Annotated in this window: 21 protein-coding genes and 1 pseudogene; 17 read left to right on the top strand and 5 right to left on the bottom strand. The window is 65.7% G+C overall.

Annotated features, from left to right (window positions below):
• Window positions 1-104: 104 nt before the first annotated feature.
• The 17 genes and pseudogenes from ptsP (at window position 105) to QF040_RS27315 (ending at window position 19,498) form a co-directional block, all read left to right on the top strand.
• Window positions 105-1,904, top strand: a complete 1,800-nt coding sequence (ptsP, locus tag QF040_RS27235; RefSeq protein ID WP_429613581.1) for a phosphoenolpyruvate--protein phosphotransferase — start codon at window positions 105-107, stop codon at window positions 1,902-1,904.
• A 245-nt stretch (window positions 1,905-2,149) separates the two neighbouring features.
• Window positions 2,150-2,524, top strand: a complete 375-nt coding sequence (locus tag QF040_RS27240; protein WP_307611750.1) for a DUF4148 domain-containing protein — start codon at window positions 2,150-2,152, stop codon at window positions 2,522-2,524.
• Between the two features lie 132 nt (window positions 2,525-2,656).
• On the top strand, window positions 2,657-3,121 hold the full coding sequence (locus tag QF040_RS27245) for a Spy/CpxP family protein refolding chaperone (RefSeq protein ID WP_429613582.1): 465 nt from the start codon (window positions 2,657-2,659) through the stop codon (window positions 3,119-3,121).
• Complete coding sequence (locus tag QF040_RS27250) at window positions 3,114-3,590, top strand: DUF4260 domain-containing protein (protein ID WP_429613583.1); 477 nt, start codon at window positions 3,114-3,116, stop codon at window positions 3,588-3,590. Before QF040_RS27245 ends, QF040_RS27250 begins: the two co-directional genes overlap by 8 nt.
• Window positions 3,591-3,735: 145 nt before the next feature.
• Entirely contained in the window at window positions 3,736-4,443 is a 708-nt protein-coding gene (locus QF040_RS27255; protein ID WP_429613584.1) for a response regulator transcription factor, read from the top strand.
• A gap of 38 nt (window positions 4,444-4,481) precedes the next feature.
• Window positions 4,482-5,834, top strand: a complete 1,353-nt coding sequence (locus tag QF040_RS27260; RefSeq protein ID WP_429613585.1) for an ATP-binding protein — start codon at window positions 4,482-4,484, stop codon at window positions 5,832-5,834.
• A gap of 118 nt (window positions 5,835-5,952) precedes the next feature.
• Window positions 5,953-6,996: an NADP-dependent oxidoreductase gene (locus tag QF040_RS27265; protein ID WP_429613586.1), complete on the top strand. Its 1,044-nt coding sequence runs from the start codon at window positions 5,953-5,955 to the stop codon at window positions 6,994-6,996.
• A gap of 167 nt (window positions 6,997-7,163) precedes the next feature.
• Entirely contained in the window at window positions 7,164-7,742 is a 579-nt protein-coding gene (locus tag QF040_RS27270; protein ID WP_429613587.1) for a fimbrial protein, read from the top strand.
• Window positions 7,743-7,957: 215 nt separating this feature from the next.
• Window positions 7,958-8,752, top strand: a complete 795-nt coding sequence (locus tag QF040_RS27275; protein WP_429613588.1) for a fimbrial biogenesis chaperone — start codon at window positions 7,958-7,960, stop codon at window positions 8,750-8,752.
• 91 nt (window positions 8,753-8,843) lie between these two features.
• Entirely contained in the window at window positions 8,844-11,477 is a 2,634-nt protein-coding gene (locus tag QF040_RS27280; RefSeq protein WP_429613589.1) for a fimbria/pilus outer membrane usher protein, read from the top strand.
• The gene (locus QF040_RS27285; RefSeq protein WP_429613590.1) at window positions 11,474-12,649 is read left to right on the top strand and encodes a fimbrial protein; all 1,176 of its coding nucleotides are present in this window, start codon (window positions 11,474-11,476) and stop codon (window positions 12,647-12,649) included. The genes QF040_RS27280 and QF040_RS27285 overlap by 4 nt, the downstream gene beginning before the upstream one ends.
• A 220-nt stretch (window positions 12,650-12,869) precedes the next feature.
• The gene (locus QF040_RS27290) at window positions 12,870-13,760 is read left to right on the top strand and encodes a DUF4019 domain-containing protein (protein ID WP_429613591.1); all 891 of its coding nucleotides are present in this window, start codon (window positions 12,870-12,872) and stop codon (window positions 13,758-13,760) included.
• A gap of 491 nt (window positions 13,761-14,251) precedes the next feature.
• Window positions 14,252-14,809, top strand: coding sequence for a fimbrial protein (locus QF040_RS27295; RefSeq protein ID WP_429613592.1), 558 nt, complete (start codon window positions 14,252-14,254; stop codon window positions 14,807-14,809).
• 298 nt (window positions 14,810-15,107) lie between these two features.
• A pseudogene (locus QF040_RS27300) lies at window positions 15,108-15,387 on the top strand (fimbria/pilus periplasmic chaperone); the annotation flags it as partial.
• A gap of 3 nt (window positions 15,388-15,390) precedes the next feature.
• The gene (locus QF040_RS27305; RefSeq protein WP_429614698.1) at window positions 15,391-15,813 is read left to right on the top strand and encodes a fimbrial biogenesis chaperone; all 423 of its coding nucleotides are present in this window, start codon (window positions 15,391-15,393) and stop codon (window positions 15,811-15,813) included.
• Window positions 15,814-15,833: 20 nt separating this feature from the next.
• Window positions 15,834-18,485 carry a fimbria/pilus outer membrane usher protein gene (locus QF040_RS27310; RefSeq protein WP_429613593.1) on the top strand — a complete coding sequence of 884 codons (2,652 nt, stop codon included), beginning with the start codon at window positions 15,834-15,836 and terminating at the stop codon, window positions 18,483-18,485.
• Window positions 18,482-19,498: a fimbrial protein gene (locus tag QF040_RS27315; protein WP_429613594.1), complete on the top strand. Its 1,017-nt coding sequence runs from the start codon at window positions 18,482-18,484 to the stop codon at window positions 19,496-19,498. Before QF040_RS27310 ends, QF040_RS27315 begins: the two co-directional genes overlap by 4 nt.
• A 6-nt stretch (window positions 19,499-19,504) precedes the next feature.
• Here the strand turns inward: QF040_RS27315 and QF040_RS27320 are convergent, their stop codons facing one another.
• The 5 genes from QF040_RS27320 to QF040_RS27340 form a co-directional block, all read right to left on the bottom strand.
• Entirely contained in the window at window positions 19,505-19,825 is a 321-nt protein-coding gene (locus tag QF040_RS27320) for a hypothetical protein (RefSeq protein ID WP_176661975.1), read from the bottom strand.
• A 103-nt stretch (window positions 19,826-19,928) separates the two neighbouring features.
• Window positions 19,929-20,780 carry a DMT family transporter gene (locus QF040_RS27325; protein ID WP_429613595.1) on the bottom strand — a complete coding sequence of 284 codons (852 nt, stop codon included), beginning with the start codon at window positions 20,778-20,780 and terminating at the stop codon, window positions 19,929-19,931.
• 72 nt (window positions 20,781-20,852) lie between these two features.
• Window positions 20,853-21,563 carry a helix-turn-helix domain-containing protein gene (locus QF040_RS27330; protein WP_429613596.1) on the bottom strand — a complete coding sequence of 237 codons (711 nt, stop codon included), beginning with the start codon at window positions 21,561-21,563 and terminating at the stop codon, window positions 20,853-20,855.
• A gap of 39 nt (window positions 21,564-21,602) precedes the next feature.
• A complete protein-coding gene (locus QF040_RS27335) occupies window positions 21,603-22,739 on the bottom strand; it encodes an SLC13 family permease (protein ID WP_429613597.1) in 1,137 nt (378 codons plus the stop codon).
• Window positions 22,720-24,252, bottom strand: coding sequence for a class I adenylate-forming enzyme family protein (locus QF040_RS27340; protein ID WP_429613598.1), 1,533 nt, complete (start codon window positions 24,250-24,252; stop codon window positions 22,720-22,722). Before QF040_RS27340 ends, QF040_RS27335 begins: the two co-directional genes overlap by 20 nt.
• Between the last annotated feature and the right edge of the window lie 165 nt (window positions 24,253-24,417).

Below are 24,417 nucleotides of genomic sequence, written 5' to 3' on the forward strand. Positions count from 1 at the left end.
CCCCCTTCCAGGGGGCGATGCCAGTCGCCCGGCAAAGCCGGTTCGACGGCATCCCCCGAATTCGCTTTCGCTTCGCGGTCGCGGCGGACGGGAGATCTGAAGCCATGACCTTCGCAGTCCACGGCCTTCCTGTCGCCCGTGGCATTGCCATCGGCCGCGCGGTGCTGGTGGTGTCCAGCCGCATCGACGTTGCCCACTACTTCATCAAGCCCGAGGAAATCGAGGCCGAGATCGACCGTGTGCGCACCGCGCGCAATGCCGTCGCCGACGAGCTTGCCAAGCTGCAGACCAGCGTCGCGCAGATGGGCCCGAACGATGCGCCGCACGAGCTCGCCGCGTTGCTCGAGGTGCATCAGATGCTGCTGCAGGACGAGGCCCTCACCGGCGGCGTCAAGCACTGGATCACCGACCGGCTCTACAACGCCGAATGGGCGCTGACCACGCAGCTGGAGATCATCGCGCGCCAGTTCGACGAGATGGAGGACGAGTACCTGCGCGAGCGCAAGGCCGACCTCGAGCAGGTGGTCGAGCGCCTCCTGCACCGCATGAAGGGGACGGCCGCGGTGCTCGCGCCCAGCCCGCCGCGCCGCAAGCGCGCCGCGACGCACGACGATGACGACGATCCCACCGCGGGCGACGGCATCGACGTGCCGCTGGTGCTGATCGCGCACGACCTCTCGCCGGCCGACATGCTCCAGTTCAAGAAGAGCGTGTTCGCGGGTTTCGTGACCGATGTGGGCGGGCGCACTTCGCACACCGCGATCGTCGCGCGCAGCATGGACATCCCGGCCATCGTCGGTGCGCGTACCGCGAGCCAGTTGGTGCGCCAGGACGACTGGGTCATCATCGACGGCGATGCCGGCGTGATGATCATCGACCCCTCACCGATCATCCTGGCCGAGTACGGTTTCAAGCAGCGCCAGGGCGATCTTGAACGTGGCCGGCTCGCGCGGCTGCGGCACAAGCCGGCCGTCACGCTCGATGGCCAGCGCGTCGAACTTCTCGCCAATATCGAGATGCCCGAGGACACCGTGGGCGCCGTCAAGGCCGGTGCCGTGGGCGTGGGCCTCTTTCGCAGCGAATTCCTTTTCATGGGCCGCGAGTCGTCTGCGCGCCAGACGCGCCTGCCCGACGAGGAAGAGCAATACCAGGCCTACAAGCGCGCGGTCGAGGGCATGCAGGGCATGCCGGTCACGATCCGCACCATCGACGTGGGCGCCGACAAGCAGCTGGACAGCAAGTCCGGCAGCAAGCAGGAGCACCTGAATCCCGCGCTCGGCCTGCGCGCCATTCGCTGGAGCCTGGCCGATCCGGCGATGTTTCTCACGCAGTTGCGCGCGATCCTGCGTGCCGCGGCGCACGGCGAGATCCACCTGCTGATTCCGATGCTCGCGCACGCGAGCGAGATCCGCCAGACGCTTTCGCTCATCGACTTTGCGCGCACGGAGCTCGACAACCGCGGCGTCGTGCATGGCGCCGTGAAGCTCGGCGCCATGATCGAGATTCCGGCCGCCGCGCTCACGCTCAAGACCTTCTTGAAGCACTTCGATTTCCTGTCGATCGGCACCAACGACCTGATCCAGTACACGCTGGCGATCGACCGTGCCGACGAGTCCGTCGCGCACCTCTACGACCCCGCGCACCCCGCGGTGCTCAAGCTGGTGGCCGACACCATTGCCGAGTGCCGCCGCCAGGGCAAGGGCGTGGCCGTGTGCGGCGAGATGGCGGGCGATGTGGCCTTCACGCGCCTGCTGCTCGGGCTCGGATTGCGCAGCTTCTCGATGCATCCGTCGCGCATCCTGGCCGTGAAGCAGGAGGTGCTGCGCGCGGACACCAGCAAGCTGGAGCCGTGGGCGCGCGGCGTGCTCGAGTCGGACGACCCCTCGGCCGCGCTCACGGGCTGACCGCCGCGGCGGCGCCGCGCAGCAAGCCCGCCCTTTCGCGAAACACCAAGGAACCGGCTTTGCCGGGCCTTCGGTGATGCCCCCGGTAGGGGGAAGGAGAAGCGACACGAAGTGCGCGCAGCCTGGGGGCGAGCGAAAAGCTCCGCCGCAATAAAACGAAACACGCCGAAACCGCGGCGAAAGGACTTGCCGCGCCTGCGCACGCACGATCAGGGCTCCTCAACACTCCCTGAAAGGTTTGCATCATGAAGTCCCTCTCCCTGACCCAGATCGTCACCGTCGGCTCGTTCGCCATGCTCGCTGCAGCCGGCGCCAAGGCCGAGAGCTACCAGGGCGTTCAGCCCGCCGTGTCGGCCATGAGCCGCGCCGAGGTCAGCGCCGAAGCCGTGCGCACCGCATCGGCGCCGAACCAGAACATCGTGCGCGGCTCGCGCGGCCCCGAAACCGTGGCGGTTTCGACCGAACGCGCGCGCGTCGTGGCCGAAGCCATGCGCACCGCAGCCGCCCCCGACCAGAACGTGACCTCCGGTTCGCGCGTGAACAGCAAGGTCATCTCGACGATGCAGAACCCCGTCGACGCACGCGCCGAAGCCGTGCGCAACAACAGCAGCAAGCTCTGAATCGCGTTCGGCGCGCTGTTGCCTCGCCTGTCGCAATAAAACGAAACACGCCGAAACCGCGCTGAGAGGACTTCGGAGCGCGCCAATCGCACCATCGAGCTTCCTCTTCTTCCGACAACACAAGGACGTCTCATGAAACACTGGATCAAGCGCACTCTCTTCGGTTTCGCCGGCGCGGCGATGGTGGCTGGCAGCATCGCCGGCTGTGCAGGTCAACGTCAGGGCTGGGGCGGTGACAGCGCCGAGTTCCGCAGCAAGATGGTCGAGCGCGTGGGCAGCAAGCTCGAACTCGACACCGCGCAAAAACAGAAGCTCACCGTGCTGGCCGAGAAGCTGCAGGCGCAGCGTGAAGCCCTGCGCGGCGCGGGTGGCGCGGGCGATCCGCGCTCGCAGTTCAAGGCACTGTTCGCGGGCAACAAGCTCGACCAAGCGGGTGCCACGCGGCTCATCGACGAGAAGACCACCGCAGTGAGGAGCGGCAGCCCCGAAATCATTGCGGCCGCTGCTGACTTCTTCGACAGCCTGAACGCCGCGCAACAACAGAAGGTCCGCGACTTCATGGACCGTGGCGGCCGCCGCTGGAGCCATCGTGGCTGAGTCAGTCTCCGCGCACGGGCTCGTGGCGCAGCGTGCCTCGGCACCTGTGGCATGGGCGACGCGGGGTGCGCCCGCGGCTGATGCAACGAACGCGGCAGCCGGCGGCGTGCGCACCCTGCTGCGGCTCGAAGGTGCGTTCGTGCTGGCCGCCGCCTTGGCTGCCTACACGCAGTTCGGCCTCGGCTGGGGCGTGTTCGCGCTCTGGCTGCTCGTGCCCGACCTGTCGCTGCTCGGCTACCTTGCGGGTCCGCGCACAGGCGCGGCGCTCTACAACGCGGCCCACTCGTACGTCGGACCTGTCGCGCTTCTCGTGCTCGGTGTGCTCGCGGCCATGCCGTGGGCCGTGGGCGGCGCGCTGATCTGGTTCACTCACATCGGACTCGACCGCGCACTCGGCTACGGGCTGAAGTACGCCTCGGGCTTCGGCCTCACGCACCTGGGCCGCATCGGCCGTGCCGATCCATGGTGAAGATGCGCTCCAACAACGACACCCCCGAGGCGCCCGCGTGCGCCCGGGCAACGACGCCGAAGCCGGCTGTGGCGCTGCGATGCCGACCGGTCTGATGGCCAGCGAAGTCATTCGCCACATGTTTGCCAGGAGGCACAATCCCGCCATGCCGCGCATCCTGCTGATCGACGACGACGAACACCTCGCCGCGCCGCTGACCACCTACTTCGCCCGCTTCGGCTGCACGCTCGAGAGTGCCGTGCGTCCGAGCGAAGGCCTCGCCAAGCTGCGCGCCGGCCAGTACGACGCGGCCATCCTGGACGTGATGCTGCCCGAGATGGACGGCTTTGCGCTGTGCCGCGAGATCCGCAAGGAGAGCGACATTCCCATCGTGATGCTCACCGCGCGCGGCGAGGTGATGGACCGCGTGGTCGGCCTCGAACTGGGAGCCGACGACTACGTGCCCAAGCCCTTCGAGCCGCGCGAGCTTGTTGCGCGCGTGCAGACCATCCTGCGGCGCCAGCGCAGCACGCCGGCGGTGGCGAACGGACATGGCAACAACGGCACGCAACTGCGCGTGTTCGACGGCCTCTCGATCGATCTCGACCGGCGCCAAGTGCTGCGCCAGGGTGAGCGCGTCGAGCTCACCGGCACCGAGTTCGAACTGCTCGCGCTGCTGGCGGCCGAGCCCGGCAAGGTCTTCAGCCGCGACGACATCCTCAATCGCCTGCGCGGGCACGAGGCCGAGCTCTACACCCGCGCGGTCGACATCGTGGTGAGCCGCCTGCGCAAGAAGCTGGAGCCGCTGGACTGCATCAAGACACTGCGCAACGCCGGCTATGCGCTGGCCGTCGCACGCAGCGAGCCTGCATGAGGTTCGGCGGACGGGACCATCGAGAAGCGTGGCGCGAGATGGCCTGCCGCCGCGCCGAAATGCGCAAGCAATGGCACGCCCAGTGGCACGAGAAAGTACAGGGCAAGCGCCGTTGGCGCCGGTCGCTGCGCATCCGTCTCGTGATGATGTTCGTGTTGCTCGCACTGGTGATGGCGGGCGTCTTCATGGGCGGCATGAAGAAGGCGTTTTCCACCGGATGGGCCGAGGCGGCCAAGCCGATGCTGGTGGACTACGCCGACCGGCTCGTCGCCGAGATCGGCACGCCACCCGACGTGGCGCGCGCAGAAGCGCTGGTCGCCCGGCTGCCGATCACGATCCGCATCGTCGGTCCCACCGTCAACTGGGATTCCAACCCGGGCGGCGCGAACAGCCCCGGAGGCTGGATGCACGACCGCGAAGACATGTTCGGCGGCGACAAGTGGTTCATCCGCCCGACGGCCGATGGCCACCGCGTGATCTTCGGCTGGGCGCCCAAGCTCTGGCAGCTTGCGCCGCGTGCGACCGGCTGGGCCACGCTGGGCCTGCTGCTGTCGTGCGTGCTGCTGGGCTACGCCTACGTGAGTCGGCTGCTGCGGCCGCTGATCGACATCCGCGAAGGCGCGCAGCGCTTTGGCCGGGGTGAGTTCACCGAGCCGATTCCGGTGCGCCGCAACGACGACCTGGGCGACCTCGCGCAGCGCATCAACACCATGGCCGACGACATCCAGGCCATGCTCGATGCCAAGCGCGGGCTGCTGCTGGCGCTGAGCCACGAGCTGCGTTCGCCGCTCACGCGCGCCCGGCTCAATGCCGAACTGCTGCCGGCCACGCCCGAGGGCCAGGCCGAACGCGAGGCGCTGCTGCGCGACCTCAACGAAATGCGCGACCTGATCAGCGACCTGCTCGAAAGCGAGCGCCTGGCGAGCCCGCATGCGGCGCTGCAGCGAGAGCCGGTCGATCTCGCCGTGCTCGTGCGCCAGATCGTGGCCGAGATGCCCGGCGCCGAGAACGTGCACCTCGACCTGGCCGAAGGCCTGCCGCCGCATTCGATCGACCGCATGCGCCTCCGCCTCCTGGTGCGCAACCTGCTGGACAACGCCATGCGCTACAGCACCGAAGCGCCCCGCCCGCCGTGCGTGTCGCTGCGCGCGGTGGTGGATGGCCAGGTGCAGGGCGTCGAACTCGAGGTGCGCGACTTCGGCCCGGGTGTCGACGAGACGCAGCTCGGGCGGCTGACCGAGCCCTTCTACCGCACCGACGGTGCGCGGGCGCGCGCGACCGGCGGGGTCGGGCTGGGCATGTACCTGTGCCGGCTGATCGCCGAGGCGCACGGTGGTTCGTTGACCGTGCGCAACGCGAATCCCGGCCTGCAGATCGTCGTGCGAATCTGAGTTTTTTCACGGTGTTTTCGCTGTCGCCTGCGCTACCAGGCGGCGCGGGGTGCGCGGCTACGATGCGCCTCCAACCCGCGTCCGCCGCACTGTCGCGCCCGTCAATCAAGGAGACACCATGAGCAGCTCACTCGCCAACCGCCAGGTCCGCCTCGCCAAACGCCCCGAAGGCGCGGCCACCCGCGAGAACTGGAAGTTCACCACCGAGCCGGTCGGCGAACCGGCCGAGGGCGGGGTGCTGGTCAAGACGCTGTCGCTGTCGCTCGACCCCGCGATGCGCGGCTGGCTCAACGACGCCAAGAGCTACATCGCGCCCGTGGCCATCGACGAGGTGATGCGCGCCGGCGGCGTCGGCCGGGTCATCGCCTCGAAGAACCCGCAGTTCGCGGTGGGCGACACGGTGTACGGCACGCTGGGCGTGCAGGAATACATCCTGATTCCCGAAGACCAGATCAAGCGCAGCGGGCTGGTCAAGATCGACCTGAGCGTGGGCACGATCACGCAATGGCTCAACGTGCTGGGCATGCCGGGCATGACCGGCTACTTCGGCCTGATGGACGTGGGCCAGCCCAAAGCGGGCGAAACGGTCGTCATCTCCGGCGCGGCCGGAGCGGTCGGGCAGACGGTGGGGCAGCTCGCCAAGATCAAGGGCTGCCGCGTGGTCGGCATCGCCGGCGGTGCTGCTAAATGCGAGTGGGTGGTCAAGGAGCTGGGCTTCGATGCCTGCATCGACTACAAGGCCGGCGCCGGTGCGGTGCGCGAAGGCCTGAAGACGCATTGCCCGAAGGGGGTGGACATCTACTTCGACAACGTCGGCGGCGAGATTCTCGACGCGGTGCTGGCTCGGCTCGCACGCAAGGCCCGCGTGATCATCTGCGGCGCGATCAGCCAATACAACAATGCCAACAGCATGCCGGGCGCCGGCCCGAGGAACTACCTGAGCCTTCTGGTGAACCGGGCGCGGATGGAGGGCATCGTGGTGTTCGACTATGCCGACCGGTACCACATCGCCATTGCAGAACTCGCCGGATACTTGAAAGATGGACGCATAAAGAGCAAGGAAGACGTCGTTTTGGGGATTGACACGTTTCCGGAGGCGCTCAACCGGCTATTCAGCGGGGAGAATTTTGGAAAGCTTATTTTACAAATAGCTAATGATTAAGCTTGTTTGCAATTGGGCGTTTTTCACGATTGACGCGATAACACAGTCAATTACTGTTAATTTACGATAAATAGGCGTCTTCTTGATTCTCTAGGTAATTAAACTGCGGCCTGCCCTGCATTGGGGTAGTCGCAATTCAATTAATTTCAATTCCTAGGGAACGCAAAGTGAAGAAGTCTGTATTCATTAAATTCGCATCGATGGCTGTGGCCGGCGTGTTGTCGCAGAGCGCTTTCGCCATCGACGGCACCATCAATTTCACTGGTGAAATCACCGACGCACCTTGCTCGGTTTCGGCCAATAGCCAAAACATGACCGTGCCCCTCGGCAAGGTCTCGCGCAATGTGTTCGGCATCACTGCACCTAACGTGACGCCCGCCGTCACCACCGCGACCGTCGGCAGGAAGTCTGTTCCCGCCAACTTCACGATCGACCTGCTGGGTTGCGGCGCATCGGCCCAGGGCGCAACCGTGAGCTTCTCGGGTAGGGGTGATGTTGCCGACCCGACCACCCTGCGTCTGGCCAACTCGGGCCAAGTGGGTGCGCCCGCTGCTTCGGGTGTGGCGATCGAAATCGCTGATTCCGCCGGTACCAAGATTGCTTTGAATACGGGCAGGTCGGTGGATTACCCCCTCGGCCTCGGCGACAACTCGCTGAGGTTCCAGGCTGCGTACGTTGCGACCGGGCCCGCTGTGACCGTCGGCCCAGCCAATGCAGTCGCGCAGTTCACGATTGCCTATAAGTAAGTAGCGCCCGCAGCATCCACAGCCGATCGAAGCGCACACCGCTTCGGGTCGGCAGGCGGTGCCTCCATGTCTGCCGCCGCGCCTGGACTGAAGCGTTCGGGTCGGCGTCGGCGTTTCCTTCTCCCTTTTTTCCTGTCGGTGCCTCGATGCGCCGCAGTGCGAGGTCGCGTGCGCGTTCCATGTGCGTCATTCGCCGACCAAGGATTTTTCTTTTTATGCGCAGCAACAACCGCTTTCGATGGGCCGTCGCCCTCATGCTTACGCTGGGCCTGCAGTGGCCCGCCGCTGCGGGCGTGATGCTCGGCGGCACCCGCGTGATCCTCGGCGAGAAGGATCGCGAAGCCTCCATTCCGGTCAAGAACACCGGCACCTCGCCCTACGTGGTCCAGACCTGGATCGACGCCGGCGAAGGCAAGAACAAGACCCCGCTCCTGGTCACGCCGCCGCTGTCGCGGCTCGACCCGGGCATGGAAAACATCCTGCGCATCATGCGTGTGCAGGGCGATCTGCCGGCCGACCGCGAATCGGTCTTCTGGCTCAACGTCAAGGAGATCCCCGAGAAGTCGAGCGAAGAGAACGTGCTGCAGATTGCGGTGCGCAGCCGCATCAAGTTGTTCTACCGGCCTTCGAAGCTTGCAGGCAAGTCCCATGAATCGCGCGGCCAGCTCAAGTGGGCGGTGAGCGCGGGCGCCGAGGGGCAAGGTGCCGTGCTCAAGGTCGGCAACCCCACGGCCTATCACGTGACCTTCACCGGGCTGAACATCAACAGTGGCCAGCAACTGATCAACGCCGACATGGTTCCACCGCTTGGCGAAATGAGCTATCCGCTGACCGCAGTGAAGGCACCGCAGGCTATCCAGGTGAACTTCACCACCCTCAACGACTATGGCGGCGAAACGCCGGAGGAACGCGTGCAGGTTCCCGTGGGCACCGAGCCCGCGGTAGTGAAGGCCGAATTCGTCCCGCAGCCTGCGCCTTCCGTGCCCTCCGCCGACGGCGACAAGCGTTGAGACGCGGGAGATGACCGCCATGTGCCGCCCACCCGTTCTTTGCGCGCCATTCCGGCTAACCCTGTGCGCTGCCCTCCTGAGCACGCTTGGCATGCCGGGCCATGCACAGGAGCAGTTGGCCGGCTCCAGCTTCAACGAGGAATTCCTCGGCATTGGTGGCGACCAACCGCATGCGGACCTCTCGCTCTTTTCCTTCGGCAACCGTGTGCTGCCGGGCAAGTACATGGTCGACGTGTCGCTCAACGAGCGTGGCGTCGGGCAAACTGAAATCCGCTTCATCGAAAAAGAAGGCAAGGCCGACGCCGAACCCTGCCTCACGCGCAGCATGCTGGACGCCTGGGGTGTCAACGTCCAGGTCTTTCCCGCGCTGTCCGTTGGTACCGAGGTGATTGCTGCGCCCTCCCCCGACGACGATCGCTGTGTCGACCTGGGCGCGATCATTCCCGATGCGACCTTCTCTTACGACGCCGGCAAGCAACGCCTGTTCGTGAGCATCCCGCAGGCGGCACTCAGGCGCTCGGCACGCGGCACGGTCGGCCCCGAGAAGTGGGACAACGGCATTACCGCCGGCATGGTGGACTACCAGATCAACTTCGCACGCTACAGCGGCGACAACACGCGCAACGACCCGAACCCCTTCGCGCCCCCGCAGAACGTGTTCGACAGCAACTCCATCTTCGATCGCAACAGGAACCGCCAGCGCAACACCTTGTTCGCGGGTCTGCGCGCCGGCTTCAACCATGGCGACTGGCGCTTTCGCCATTTCTCGACCTACAACCGCGGCATCGATGGCAAGAGCCGCTGGCAGGGCATCAACACCTACGCGCAGCGCGACATCGCCTCGATCAACGGCAGCCTGCTGATTGGGGATGGCAACACGCCCGGCAACTTCTTCGACAGCCTGCCGTTCCGCGGCGTGCAGCTCTCGTCCGACGAAGCGATGCTGCCCGACAGCCAGCAGGGCTACGCGCCCACCATCCGCGGCGTGGCGCAGACCAACGCACGTGTCACCGTACGGCAGAACGGCTATGTCATCTACAGCACCTTCGTGGCCCCGGGCGCGTTCGTCATCGACGACCTGTACCCCACTTCATCGAGCGGCGACCTGGACGTGACGGTCCTCGAGGCGGACGGCCGCCAGACCAGGTACACCCAGGCCTTCTCGGCCGTGCCGACGCTGTTGCGCGAGGGCACCTGGCGCTATTCGGCCACCATCGGCAAGTACCGCAACAATTTCGGTGACAGCAGCGTGCTGGGCATTCGGTCGTCGCTTTCGCAGCCGATGTTCATGCAGGCGACGCTCGCGCGCGGTCTCGGCAATGAGTTTTCGGTCTACGGCGGTGTGCTGATGGCGAACATGTACCAGTCGCTGCTGGTCGGCGTGGGGAAGAACCTGCGCGATTTCGGCGCGGTGTCGGTCGACCTCTCGAGCGCGCGCACCACCGATCGCACGCCCGCCAGTGGCCAGAAGACCCACGACGGCCAGTCGGTGCGCTTCCTCTATTCGAAGTCGTTTCTCGAATCGGGCACCAACTTCCGCGTGGCAGGTTATCGCTACTCGACCAGCGGCTACCGCACCTTCCAGGAAGCGGTGCAGATGCAGGACCTGCAGCCTTTCGAGTCGTTCAACAGCCGCCGCAACGAGTTGCGCTTCGAGATCTCGCAGCAGATCAAGGACTGGGGGAGCGTGTTCGCGTCGGCGCGCCAGCAGAGCTACTGGGGAACCAGTGCAAAAGACCGGCTGGTGCAGGTGGGCTACTCGGGCAACTACAAGCAGTTCGGCTACAGCGTCTTCTACAACCACACCTCCAGCCTGAACGGAGCGGCCGGGCGACAGGGACCGGCCGTGCGGCAGGTGATGTTCACGCTGAGCATCCCGTTGGGCGACACGCGCGCCAGTGCGATGTACACGGTCAACCGCGACAACGCCGGGCGGGTCAGCCAGCAGGCCAGCGTCTATGGCTCGGCCTTCGACGACAGCCGCCTGACCTACAACATGACGGCCGGCACAGCCAACCAGGGCGGCGGCAGCAGCGGCAGTGCAAGTGCGAGCTACCTGTCGCAGGTCGGCCGCTTCGATGTCGGCCATTCGAAGGGCCGCGGCTTCGGCCAGAGCACCTTCGGCGTGTCGGGTGGCGTGCTGATCCACGGTGGCGGCGTCACGCTGACGCAGCCGTTGGGTGAGAGCGTCGCACTGGTGCAGGTGCCCAAGGCATCCGGCGTGGGCTTCGAGTCACAGCCAGGCGTGGCGACCGATTGGGCCGGCAACGCGGTCATTCCCAACCTGAGCCCGTACCGGCTCAACCGGTTGGCGCTGCGCACCGGCGATCTGGGCGACACGGTCGAAGTGAAGAACGCAGCCACCGAGGTGGTGCCCACGCGCGGCGCGGTGGTGGTCGCGAAGTTCGAGACCTCGGTGGGCTTCCGCCTGTTGATGGTGCTGACCAATGCGAAGGGCGGCGTGCTGCCGATGGGCTCCAAGATCGAGAACGAAGCGGGCCAGGAGGTCGGCATCGTCGGGCCAGACGGTCAAGCCTTCGTAACCGGCGCCGCACAAAGCGGCAATCTCACGGTGCGTTGGGGTCAAGGGAAGGCCGACCAGTGCGTCGTGCCCTACAGCTTGCCCGATGAAAAAAACCCGCCGCCAATCCGTGAGTTGAACGGCCAATGCCAAGTATTTCCCCGCGACCAAGCGAGCGATATGCAGACGAGGGCAATGAAATGAGTCTTTTTAGCCAGCTTCTGATTCTGCGAAAAATTCATGAAATTCCCGCCCTGCGCCGAAATGCGCAGGTAAAAGACAAGTCAATATTAACAATATCGGGAAACAAAATTGACGTGATTCTGCTTAAAAGAAATTGTCGCAAGAGGAAAAAAATGGATGTGTCTATTTCCAAGTCAATAAAAATTGCAATCTATCCTTTGCTATTTGCGGCGACTTTTTTCTCGCAGTACGCAAATGCTCTTTGTATCAGTGTTCCAAATTTAAGAGTAACCGATTTCACCATGGACGCTGGCAACATTGTCGTGCCGGCCGATGCAACGATCGGGCAGGTGCTTTCCCCGGTTTTTCGCAGAAATATAGTTCCTCCGACGGGTACTATCGCACGTTGTGATGCGAACGGGGGATCTGCCCACTATTCGGTCCGCCTTGGGGTTGCGGTGCCAGGGTTTGACAATGTCTACACAACCAATATTCCCGGGATTGGCTATAGATTGAAGTACGACTTTGGGGGGAACCCCGACCCAATAAGAGAAAGGGCTCTTCCTTTCGAGACGCGCTTTTCTGCAGGCGCCAGCGTAGTTTTTGGAAACCCTCAGATGTTTGTTTTGGAGTTTATTGTTATTCCGGGGGGTTCCCAAGGGGGGGTTCTTTTTTCAGGAAATGTAATGGATATAACGGATGATTTGGGAGGGGTGAACATGCGAGCCTTTTTTAGCGCCAATGCAACCAAATTCATCCTGCCAAGCTGTCAAGTGAGGGCCCCAGGGACAATCGATGTTCTCTTCGGGAAAGTCCCACAGAGCAATTTCAAGGGCCGAGGCAGTGTCACAGCCGAGCGCAACTTCGACATCACGCTCAACTGCAGGGCAGGCGTTGGCGTGCGGAACATCGTGTACCTGCGCATGGACGCAACCAAGGACCCGGCGGCGGTTGGTGACGATGGCGTGCTGCAGATCACCCAGGGAGGCACCAGCAACGCTAGGGGCGTGGGCATCCAGATCGTCGACGGAAACAGCAGGACACCTGTGAAGTTCGGCGACGATGCGCTGGTGGGCGAGTCGAAAGACGGCGACTATGTGCTGCCCTACACCGCGCGCTACTTCCAGACCGGCGAGCGGGTGACGCCGGGCCAAGCCAACGGCACGGCCACTTTCACGGTCATATACAAGTAGCCGTCAAGGCGGCCTTTGATCGATCGCGAAACGGCTCGTCGTTTCGCCGCATCGACGATCGGCGCACGGCAACTTGGCGGCCGCCCGAAGTGACGCCTGCCGGGCAGCATCGGCATCGTTCTCGAACTGATCACAAGACCCGGACCGACCTCGCCAACGCGAAGTCATGTTCTGCTCGCCATGCAAGCAGCTGAACAAGATCCAAAGGAAAAGGCATGCAATGAATCGATTTCTCACTCAATTTCTCGTCGCATGCCTGATGGCTTCGACCTCGCTGATCGCTGCTGCGGCGCAGCAACCACCAGGCAAATCGTCCGACGAGTTGGTTCGTGCAGCATTGCAAAGCCTTCAGAAAGCAGATGCCGACCGGCTGGGCGAGCTTTGGGAGTCGGGCTCGAGCGTGCTGAAGAGCCGTGTGCCCAAGACCACCTTCATCGAGACCACACGCAAGGCGCGGCTGTCGATGGGGCCGGTGACCGCCCGCGACTGGTCGAGCGTGGCGCGCCTGCAGTACCGCGCGGGCAACGAGTCGGGCTTTCCCGCGGGCCTCTATGCCAATGTCGATCTGGCGACCCAGCTGGGCAATGGCAAGAGCGCATCCGAAAGGATCAGCTTTGCGATGGAGAACAACAGCTGGCGCTTCACGGGGTATGTGATAGCGCCCCCGACGCCATCGTCCGCCACGCCGGCCGCACCGCTCGCACCGGCCACATCGTCAGCGCCGGCCACCCGCACGACGCAGCCAGCGCCATCTTCGGCATCCGATGCCCGCGCGCCCGAAGTGGAAGCCGCCGTGCACGCCTGGGCCGCAGCCTGGTCGGCGCGGGACGTTGGCCGCTATCTGCTCGCCTATGCGCCAGAGTTCACGCCGGCCAACAGGCAACAAAGCCGCAAGAACTGGGAAGAAGAACGCCGGGCACGCATTGCTGGCAAGTCGACCATCAGCGTGACGGTCCAGGGGCTGGCGATTAGCATCGACGGTCAGACCGCAACCGCCCGATTTCGGCAGACCTACCGCGCGGACGATTTGAGCGAAGTGGGCCGCAAGACGCTGGAGTTTCAGCGTTCGGGAACCCAATGGCTGATCCGCAAGGAGACAGCTGGAGTTTGATGAATGAAGGGCTTCACATCGGGATCTCGCCGCAAAAGATCCTGTACGTGGTGGCTACCGGTCCCATCTGAGCTTGAGCTTTCACAACGCGCATCCGCCTGCGCGCAGCGCCGCCGTCGTCCATCAATCGCCGGCGGCGCGAACGGCCCGACGGCTGGATGCACGACAAGTGCTTCATGCATCGGAAGCGGGACAGCCATCGTGTGGCCGCATGAAGAGCAAGGAAGACGTCTTTTCAGGATCGGTATTTTCCAGAAGGCGCTCATCGCTTCAGCGGCTTGAACTTTGCAAGCTCCTTCTTCAAGCTGCAAACAGTTAGTTTCCAGTTGTTATCTTTCGTGTGTATGTCACGCTCAGTTCGATAACACTGTTAACCAGTGTGAACTGACGATAACAACCGTTCATCTTGCGTCTTCGGGTAACTAGACTGCGGCCTGCCCTGCTTAAGGCAGGTTGCAATTCAGTTATTCATCTCCTCAGGGAACGCAAAAATGCAAAAGTCTGTATTCGTCAAGTTCGCATCGCTGGCTGTGGCCGGCGTGTTGTCGCAAGGCGCTTTCGCCGCCGATGGCACCATCAATTTCACCGGTGAAATCGTCGACGCACCTTGCTCGATCTCGCCCAACAGCCAGAACCTGACCGTGCCGCTCGGCAAGGTCTCGCGCACCGCGTTCGACGGTGCAACCGCTGGCACCGCTTCGGTCGGCAAGAAGGCCACGCCAGCCAAGTTCACCATCGACCTGCTGGGCTGCGGCGCATCGGCGACGGGTGCCACCGTCAGCTTCTCGGGCGTTGGCGACACCGACGCCACTCTCCTGCGTCTCGCCAACGCCGGTCAGGTTGGCGTGGGCTCGGCCTCGGGTGTGGCCATCGAACTCGGTGATTCCACCGGCGCCAAGATCGCCTTGAACACGGGCAGTTCGGGAGAATACATCCTGGGTCTGGGCGACAACTCGCTGAAGTTCCAGGCAGCCTACGTTGCAACCAAGACGGCCGTCACGGTCGGCCCGGCCAACGCGGTCGCGCAGTTCACGGTTGCCTACAAGTAAGTAGCGTCCGCGGCATTGCCGCGGCCAGCCGGAGCGCATAACCGCTCCGGGCCGGCCGGCGATGCCGCCCATGCCTGCGCCGCGGCCGGACTTCCGCGTCCCATCGGCGCTGGCATTTCTTTCTTTTTCGCCTTTTTCCGACGGTGCCCCGATGCGCGCCGCCGTGCTGGGGCGCGCGTGTTCCATGCGTCTTACCCGCGCCCAAGGATTCTTTTTTATGTGCAGCAACCATCGCTTCCGTTGGGCTTTCGCCATCCTGCTGATGCTGGGCCTCCAGGGGCTGGCCGGCGCGGGCGTGATGCTCGGCGGTACCCGCGTGATCCTCGGAGAGAGGGACCGCGAAGCCTCCATCCCGGTGAAGAACACCGGCACCTCGCCCTACGTGGTCCAGGCCTGGATCGACGCCGGCGAAGGCAAGAACAAGACCCCGCTGCTCGTCACGCCGCCCCTGTCGCGGCTGGACCCGGGGATGGAAAACATCCTGCGCATCATGCGTGTGCAGGGCGATCTGCCAGCCGACCGGGAGTCGGTCTTCTGGCTCAACGTCAAGGAAATTCCCGAGAAGTCGAAGGAGAGAGAACGTGCTCCAGATCGCGGTCCGCAGCCGCATCAAGCTGTTCTACCGGCCTTCGAAGCTCGTAGGCAAGTCCGAAGAATCGCGCGGTCAACTCAAGTGGGCGGTGAGCACCGGCACCGAAGGGCAAGGCGCTGTGCTCAAGGTCGGCAACCCGACGGCTTATCACGTGACCTTCACCGCGCTGAACATCAACAGCGGCCAGCAACTGATCAACGCCGACATGGTGCCGCCCTTCGGCGAGATGACGTACCTGCTGACCACGGTGAAGGCGCCGCAGGCCATCCAGGTCAACTTCACCACGCTCAACGACTACGGCGGTGAGACGCCCGAAGAACGCGTGCAGGTGCCCGCAGGTGCCGAGCCCGTGGCCTTGAAGGCCGAGTTGGTCCCGCAGCCCGCGCCTTCCGCCGACGGCAACAAGCGCTGAGACGCCGGAGACACGCTGTCATGCGCCGTTCACCCGCCCCTCGCGCGCCGTTCCGGCTGACCTTGTGCGCCGCCTTGCTGGGCGCACTCGGCGCGCCCGGCCATGCGCAGGAGCAGTTGGCCGGCTCCAGCTTCAACGAGGAGTTTCTCGGCATCGGCGGCGACCAGCCGCATGCGGACCTCTCGCTGTTCTCCTTCGGCAACCGCGTGCTCGCGGGCAAGTACATGGTCGACGTGTCGCTCAATGAGCGCGGCGCGGGGCAGACCGAGATCCGCTTCGCCGCCAAGGACGGCAAGAACGATGCCGAACCCTGTCTCACGCGCGGCATGCTCGACGCCTGGGGCGTCAACGTGGCGGTGTTCCCCGAACTCGCGGGGGCCGCGGACGAGGCCTGCGTCGAACTGACCAAGGTCATCCCCGATGCCGCCGTGACCTACGACGCCGGCAAGCAGCGCCTGTTCGTGAGCATTCCCCAGGCGGCGCTCAAGCGTTCGGCGCGCGGCGCGGTCGGTCCCGAGAAGTGGGACAAGGGCATCACGGCCGGCATGCTGGACTACCAGCTCAATTTCGCGCGCTACAGCGGCAACAACTACCGCAACGACACCAACCCCTTTGCGCCCCCGCAGAACGTGTTCGATGGCAACCCTTTCGCCGAGCGCGACAGGACCCTGCAGCGCAACACCCTGTTCGCGGGCTTGCGCGCCGGCTTCAATTTCGGTGACTGGCGCTTCCGCCATTTCTCGACCTACAACCGCGGCATCGATGGCAAAAGCCGCTGGCAGGGCATCAACACCTACATGCAGCGCGACATCGCCTCGATCAACGGACGTCTCCTGATCGGCGACGGCAACACGCCGGGCAACTTCTTCGACAGCCTGCCGTTCCGCGGCGTGCAGCTCTCGTCCGACGACGCGATGCTGCCCGACAGCCAGCAGGGCTACGCGCCCACCATCCGCGGCGTGGCGCAGACCAATGCGCGAGTCACCGTGCGCCAGAACGGCTATGTCATCTACAGCACCTTCGTAGCGCCCGGGCCGTTCGTCATCGACGACCTGTACCCCACGGCATCCAGCGGCGACCTCGAGGTGACCATCGCCGAGGCCGATGGGCGCCAGACCAAATACACGCAGGCGTTCTCGGCCGTGCCCACACTGCTGCGCGAAGGCACCTGGCGCTACTCGGCCACTGTCGGCAAGTACCGCAACGGCTACGACGGCGGCACCGTGTTGGGCGTGCGGCCTTCGCTCTCGCAGCCCGTCTTCATGCAGGCGACGCTCGCACGCGGTCTCGGCAACGAGTTCTCGCTTTATGGCGGCCTCTTGATGGCGAACATGTACCAGTCGCTGCTCGCAGGCGTGGGCAAGAACCTGCGCGATTTCGGTGCTGTGTCGGTCGACTTGTCGAGCGCGCGCACCACCGACCGCACGCCGGTCAACGGCGTGAAGACCTACGACGGCCAATCGGTGCGCTTCCTCTACTCGAAGGCATTCCTCACCTCCGGCACGAACTTCCGCGTGGCAGGCTACCGCTACTCGACCAGCGGCTATCGCACCTTCCAGGAAGCGGTGCAGATGCAGGACCTGCGGCCCTTCGAGTCGTTCAACAGCCGCCGCAACGAAGTGCGTTTCGAGGTCTCGCAGCAAGTCGGCGACCTCGGCACGGTGTTCGCATCTGCGCGCCAGCAAAGCTACTGGGGCACCAGCGCGAAAGACCGGCTGGTGCAACTGGGTTACTCGGGCAACTACAAGCAGTTCGGCTACAGCGTTTTCTACAACTACACCACCAGCCTGAACCGGCCGGCCGTGCGCCAGGTGATGTTCACGCTGAGCATCCCGCTCGGCGACACGCGTGCCAGCGCACAGTACGCCGTCACGCGCGACAGCACCGGCCGCGTCAACCAGCAGGCCAGCGTGTACGGCTCGGCCTTCGACGACAGCCGCCTGACCTACAACGTGACCGCCGGCGCGGCGAACCAGGACGGCGGCAGCAGCGGCAGCGCAAGCGCGAGCTACCTGTCGCAGGTCGGTCGCTTCGACGTCGGCCATTCGCAGGGCCGCGGTTATGGCCAGAGCACCTTCGGTGTGTCGGGCGGTGTGTTGATTCATGGCGGCGGCGTCACGATGTCGCAGCCGCTGGGCGAGACGGTGGCGCTGGTGCAGGCGCCCAAGGCGTCCGGCGTGGGCTTCGAGTCGCAGCCCGGCGTAGCGACCGACTGGGCCGGCAACGCGGTCATTCCCAACCTCACGCCGTACCGGCTGAACCGCCTGGCCATCCGCACCGGCGACCTGGGCGACACGGTGGAGGTGAAGAACGCCGCCACCGAAGTGGTGCCCACGCGCGGCGCCGTCGTGGTCGCGAAGTTCGAAACCTCGGTGGGCTTCCGCCTGCTGATGGTGTTGACCGACGCGAAGGGCCGCATGCTGCCGCTCGGCTCGAAGATCGAGAACGACGCGGGCCAGGAGGTCGGCATCGTCGGACCCGATGGCCAGGCCTTCGTGACCGGCGCCGGCAGCAGCGGACAGCTCACCGTGCGATGGGGCCAGGGCAAGGCCGACCAGTGCGTCGTGCCGTACAGCCTGCCCGATGAAAAGAACCCGCCACCGATCCGCGAGTTGAACGGCCAATGCGCCGCCGCCGCGCCGGTCGATGCGCAACCGAAGGGAGCGGAATGAACCGCAGCCATCCATTCCGTGCAGCGAAAACCGCGCGCCGTTTCGTGCGCTTCGCCATGCCGGCCCTTGCGCTGCTGCTCGGCGCACAGGGCGCATGGGCCGCGTGCACCGTCACGCCGGGCTATATCGAGAAGACGGTCAACATGGCAATGGGCCGAGTCGTCATCCCGAACGATGCGGCGGTGGGCACGATGTTCAAGTCGCAACTCTTCCCGTTACCGTCGAGCGCCATCAACAAGCCCTGGACCTGCGTGGGCGGCGGCAGCGTGAAGGGTGTGATGCTGCAGGGCATCGCGGTGCCGGGCTTGGACCATGTGTTCACCACTGCGGTGTCCGGCGTGGGCATCCGCCTGTCGCGCTACTTCAGCGCAACCGAAGTCAGCTACTACCCGCACGACCGCACGACCACCAGCGACTTCGGCAACTTCGACGCGGCATCGCGCTTCCAGGTCGAGCTCTTCAAGATCGCCACCGTCACGGGCAACGGCCCGCTCGCACAGGGCACCTACACCCAGTACTACAGCGTGGCGGACAACAAATCGGTGCTCACCACGAACCTGCTGGGCGAGGGCATCACCATCATCACGCCCTCGTGCTCGGTGGACCTGGGCTCGCGCAACATCCTGGTGGAATTCGGCAAGGTGCCGCTGAGCAGCTTCAAGGGCAGGGGCACCACCGCGGGCGAACGCAAGTTCAACATCAAGCTCAACTGCAAGGCCGGGCAGAACGCGCAGAACACGGTCTACCTGCGCATGGACGCGACGCCGGACGCCTCGAACGAGCAGGGCGTGCTGAAGATCACGCAGGCTGGCTCGACCATCGCCACCGGTGTGGGCATCCAGGTGGTGAACGACAAGAGCGTGCCGGTGAAATTTGGTGAAGAAGCACTGGTGGGGCCGTCGATGGACGGCTCCTATGTGCTGCCCTACACCGCGCGCTATTTCCAGACCGGCGACAAGGTGACGCCGGGGCGTGCCGACGGCACGGCGACCTTCACGCTGGACTACAAGTAACTGGAATCAATCGGCAGGCCGCATGGGGATGTCCCCCATCGCATCGTCTTCGCGCAGTCCGCGCGCGGCCTTCAGCAGCTCGATCGACAGCCCATCGCCCTGGCCCGCAAAGCCCTTGGCGACGCCTTCGAGCACCGTCGAGAGGCCAGCTTCACCGTCCGCGCGGGCGTCCATGCTGATGTTGAGCACCCGGGCCGCCATCTGGCGGTAGGTGATGGCGCCTGCGCCTTCGAGCGCGGCCACCAGGTCCAGGTACAGCGCCAGGTTCAGGTCGAACACCAGCTTGGGCGTGATTTCGAAGTCGTCGTTCTTGTTCTTGCCGTCCATGGGTGAGCTCCTTGTTTTTTCCGAGCCTCCACTCTAGCCAGAAAAAGCGCCTCGATCCGTCGGACGCGGGCGTGATTCGTTCATTCGCTCATCGTTCGTTTGTTCAGCGGGCACGCGTCCCCATGACGGCCGCCGCGATGATCAGCGCCGCGGCAAGCGCGATGCTCCAGGTGAGCGGGCGGCCGGTCACGGCCAGCAGCAGCGACGTGGAGGCGAGCGGCGTGATGTAGCTCAGGATGCCGATCTGCCGCGCGTCGCCGCGCTTGAGCGCCATGTCCCAGACGAAAAAAGCCGCCCCGAGCGGGCCGAGGCCGCAGAGCGCGACCAGCAGCCAGTCGCGGGTCGACAGCGCGACCGAGGGCTCGAGCAGCGCGTGACAGATCAGCGACAACGCGCCCGAGACCAGCCCGAAGAGGCCGATCGCAGAAGTCGGAAACGCCGCCACCCGCTTCGTCCACAGCGAGTAGCTTGCCCAGATGAAAGCCGAGCCCAGCGCGGGAAGAAAGCCCCAGTACCCGACATCCGCGCTCGAAGCGGGAGCGGTGCCGCCGCGCGCACCGAGGATCGCCACCGCCGCTCCCGCGAACCCGAGCAGCGCCGCGATCACGTGCAACGGCCGCAGCGACACGCCCGGCAGCAGAACCGGCGCCAGCACCACCATGAGCAGCGGCCACAGGTAATTGACGAGATTCGCCTCGACCGGCGGTGCGTACCGCAGCGCGATGAACAGCAGAAAGTGATAGCCGAAGAGGCCATAGATGCCCAGGGCCAGCGTGCGCGGCGGCACCCTCCAGGCGCGGCGGTCGCGCAGCACGAGCGGCCAGCTCGGCACGCTGCCGATCATGAGCGCAAGGCCCGTCAGCAAGAAGGGCGGCAGGTGCGACAGGGCGGTGCCGAGCGAGGCAAGGCTGGTCCAGAGCGCGATGGCGAGCAGGGCATAGACGGTGGAAGACATGAGACCGGCGAGGCTACGCGATGCAGTCGTCGCGTAATGCCGGTCGATCGTCGCGAGGCGACGGTCTTGTCGTCAGGCGCCCCGGCGGCGCAGTGCGGCGGTGAGCGCCGATGGCGAGCGGTAGCCGGTGCGCCGCGCGGTTTCCGCGACGCCCATGCCGTCCATCCGCAGTTCTCGCGCGTGCGCCAGACGCAAGCCGCGCAGCCAGTGCATCGCGCTCACGCCTTGCTCCTCGCGACAGCGCTGTGCGAACTGGCTGGGGCTCAGGCAGGCGACCTCGGCCAGGTCTGAAACGGTCAGGGGCTCGTGCCAGCGCGCCCGGGCCCAGGCCGCGAGCGACTGCCAATCGATGCGGCGGCGGCGCGTGTCCTGCAGCGGCGAAGGTGCGGGGCCCCAGGCCTCCAGCAACAGTGCGGGCCCGTGCTGCAGCGCAAGTGAGGCGTGCTGCGGCGGCTGCTTCATGCAATGCGCGAGATAGCGTGCCAGCGCGTGCAGCTGGAGCGCGTCCGCAGGGGCGCGCTCGGCACACCGATTCCAGAGCGCATGCGTGGTGTCGAGCACCAGGCACACGCTGCCCTCGCCGCGCGCCTCGAAGTCGTGGCGGTCGCCCGGCGCGACCACCTGCGCCTCGCCGGCAGCAATGCCCGCGCCCCGGCCTTCGACCTCGATGTCGAGCACGCCGTCCAGGCCGATCAGCACCTGGAAGTGATCGTGCGCATGGCTGCCGCGCGACCTGCCGTAGTCGCGCAGCGAAAGCGTGTTGAGCGTGGCGGAGGCGTGCATGGTGGGAGGCGTCGATTGTCTTGCCTGGCTCCGCGCCTGTCACCCCAGCCGCAGCAGCAGCGCCGAGGCCGCACACACGATCAGGAACGGAATGCTGATGCGGTGGAACTCGCGCAGCCCGTTCGGCAGCTTCGCGAGCCGCAGTGCGATCAGGTTGGCGAGCGATCCCAGCACGCAGCCGAAGCCACCCACGCTCACCCCGGCCGCCAGCGCGGGCAGGTCGCGCACGTGGCCGTCGAGCAGGATGGCCGCCGGCACGTTGCTGATGAACTGCGAAGTGACGATGGCCGCGAGGTAGGCGCGCCATCCCTCGGTGATCGGCCAGTGGCCCAGCAGCGCGGTGATGGCGGGCAGCTCGGCGAGTTGGCGCAGGTCCACGAACATCAACGCGATGATCGCGAGCAATGCCCAGTCGATGCCGCGCAGCACGCGCGGGTACGTCACCAGGAACACGCCGAACACCACGCCAAGGCCCGCCAGCAGCCAGTGCCGGTCGAGCGCGACCACGAAGCCGATGAACAGCACGCCCGCCAGCGCCAGCAGGCGCGGTTGCACCGGTGCCGCCTCGGCCGCGGGCTTGAGCGCGATGGGCGTGCGCGGCACCAGCAGCCACACGGCCACGAAGAGCCAGAACAGCATCACCGCCACCGTCGGCCCCATCATCCCCATGAAGGCGAAGAAGCTCTCGCCCGAGCGATGCCAGAGATAGAGGTTCTGCGGATTGCCGATCGGCGTGAGGGCGGAGCCCGCATTCACCGCCAGCGCCTCCAGCACCACGAGACGCGCGAGCGGCAGGTGCGCCTGGTTGGCGAGCACGCGGGTGAGCGGCACCAGGAGGAACAGGCTCACGTCGTTGGTCACCAGCGCCGAGAGCAAAGCCGCGCTCGCGGTCAGCAGCATTGCGAGGCTGCGCTGGTTGTGGGTGCGCGCGAGCAGGCGCTGCGCGGCCGCCTGCAGCATGCCGCTCTTCTCCACGCCCTGCGTGATGGCCAGCAGCCCGGCGAGCGCGCCCACCGTCTGCCAGTCGACCAGTTGCAGCCAGTCCATCGGCGCGCGCGGGCGCAGGAACGCGAACAGCACCGCAACGGCGACCAGCACCCACAAGAGGCCGTTGCCGCCGCCGCCCTGTTCTTCGGACGGCGCCGCCGCCTTGGCTTCAGCGGCCGACAAGGTCACGCAACTCGCGCTTGAGCACCTTGCCGATCGCGCTGCGCGGCAGCTCGTCGATGAAGTGCAGGCGCGCCAGGCGCTGCGTCTTGCCGAGCTGGTCGTTGGTCCATTGCAGCAGCGCGTCTTCGGTGGTGGCGTCGTTCTCGCGGCGCACCACGTAGGCCACCGGCGTCTCGCCCCATTGCTCCGAAGGCACGCCGACCACCGCCACGTCGGACACCGCCGCATGGCCGCGCAGCACGGCCTCGAGGTCGCTCGGGTAGATGTTGAAGCCGCCGCTGATGATCATGTCCTTCTTGCGGTCGAACAGCGTGAGGAAGCCTTCCGCATCGAATCGGCCCACGTCACCCGTGCGGATGAAGCGCTTGCCGGTGGCGTCGAACCATTCGGCCTCGCGCGTCTTCGCGGGTTGGCGGTGGTAGCCGGTCATCATGCCCGCCGAGTGGCCCACCACTTCGCCGGCCACCTCGGTGTTGCCCTGCGGAAGTTCGTTGCCTTCGTCGTCGATCAGCCGGATGTCGCTGCCCGGCGCCGGCTGGCCCACGGTGTGCAGCTTGGTCGGGTGCAGGTGCGCCTCGAGGATGCAGGTGCCGCCGCCTTCGGTCATGCCGTAGAACTCGATCAGCCCGCCCGGCCAGCGCTTGAGCACGTCGGCCTTGAGCGCGGCGTTGAAGGGCGCGCTGGTGCTGAACTTGAACTGGAACGACGAGAGGTCGTGCGCGTCGAAGCGCGGGTGTGCCATCAGCCGCTGGTACTGAACCGGCACCAGCATCGTGTGCGTCACGCGGCGCGCTTCGGCCAGCTGCAGGTAGCCGCCGGCGTCGAACTTGGGCATCAGCACCACGCAGCCGCCGAAGGCGATGGTGGGGAAGAACACCACCAGCGTGGTGTTCGAGTAGAGCGGCGTCGACAGCAGCGTGACGGTGTCGGCGCTGTACTCGTACTTGGCGCCGCGCTGCACATGCGCCCAGCGCATGCCGTGCCCCTGCACGATGCCCTTGGGCTCGCCGGTGGTGCCCGAGGAATAAATGATGTTGAAGGCCCACGAGGGCTGCACCTCGACGGCCTCGGGCTTCGCGCCGACCGGTGCGAGCCAGCCGGCGAAATCGCGTCCCGCCGAAGAGCCGTCGAGCGCGACGCGCGGAATGCCGCCTTCCTTCGCGGGGCCGACCACGTCGGCGGCCGAGGCGTCGGTGAAGAGGATGCGCGCGTCGGCGTCTTCGATCATCCGGGCGAGGCTCGCGGGCGTGGAGCCGGGCGCGAGCGGCGCGACGGCGATGCCCGCACGCAATGCGCCGAGGAACACCGCCGCGTAGTTCACCGACGACGTGGCGCAGACCGCGATGGCGTCGCCGGCCTTGAGGCCGTCGCGCTGCAGGCTGGAGGCGATGCGGTCCATCAGCGCGTCGAGTGCGCCGTAGTTCAGCGCGTGCTGCGCGTCCGCGAGCGCGGCGTGGTCGGGCGAGTGCTGGGCGTGGAGGCGAACCAGGTCGGCAATGGCGCCGAAATCACGTTCCATGGCGGCTTGAATGGCGGGGTGTGTTTGCAAAATCGAATCCTTCGTCTTGGCCAGCCGGCAGGATAGCGAAGAAGGCCGGTAATCAGTGAGCCGTGCGCGACGAAGGCGCGCAGCCGGTCGGTCGGTCAGCCACCGCTCAGGGGGGCAGGTCGAGGATCGGCGCTT

It is taken from the genome of Variovorax sp. W2I14 (genome assembly GCF_050435205.1).
Taxonomy (GTDB): domain Bacteria; phylum Pseudomonadota; class Gammaproteobacteria; order Burkholderiales; family Burkholderiaceae_C; genus Variovorax; species Variovorax paradoxus_C.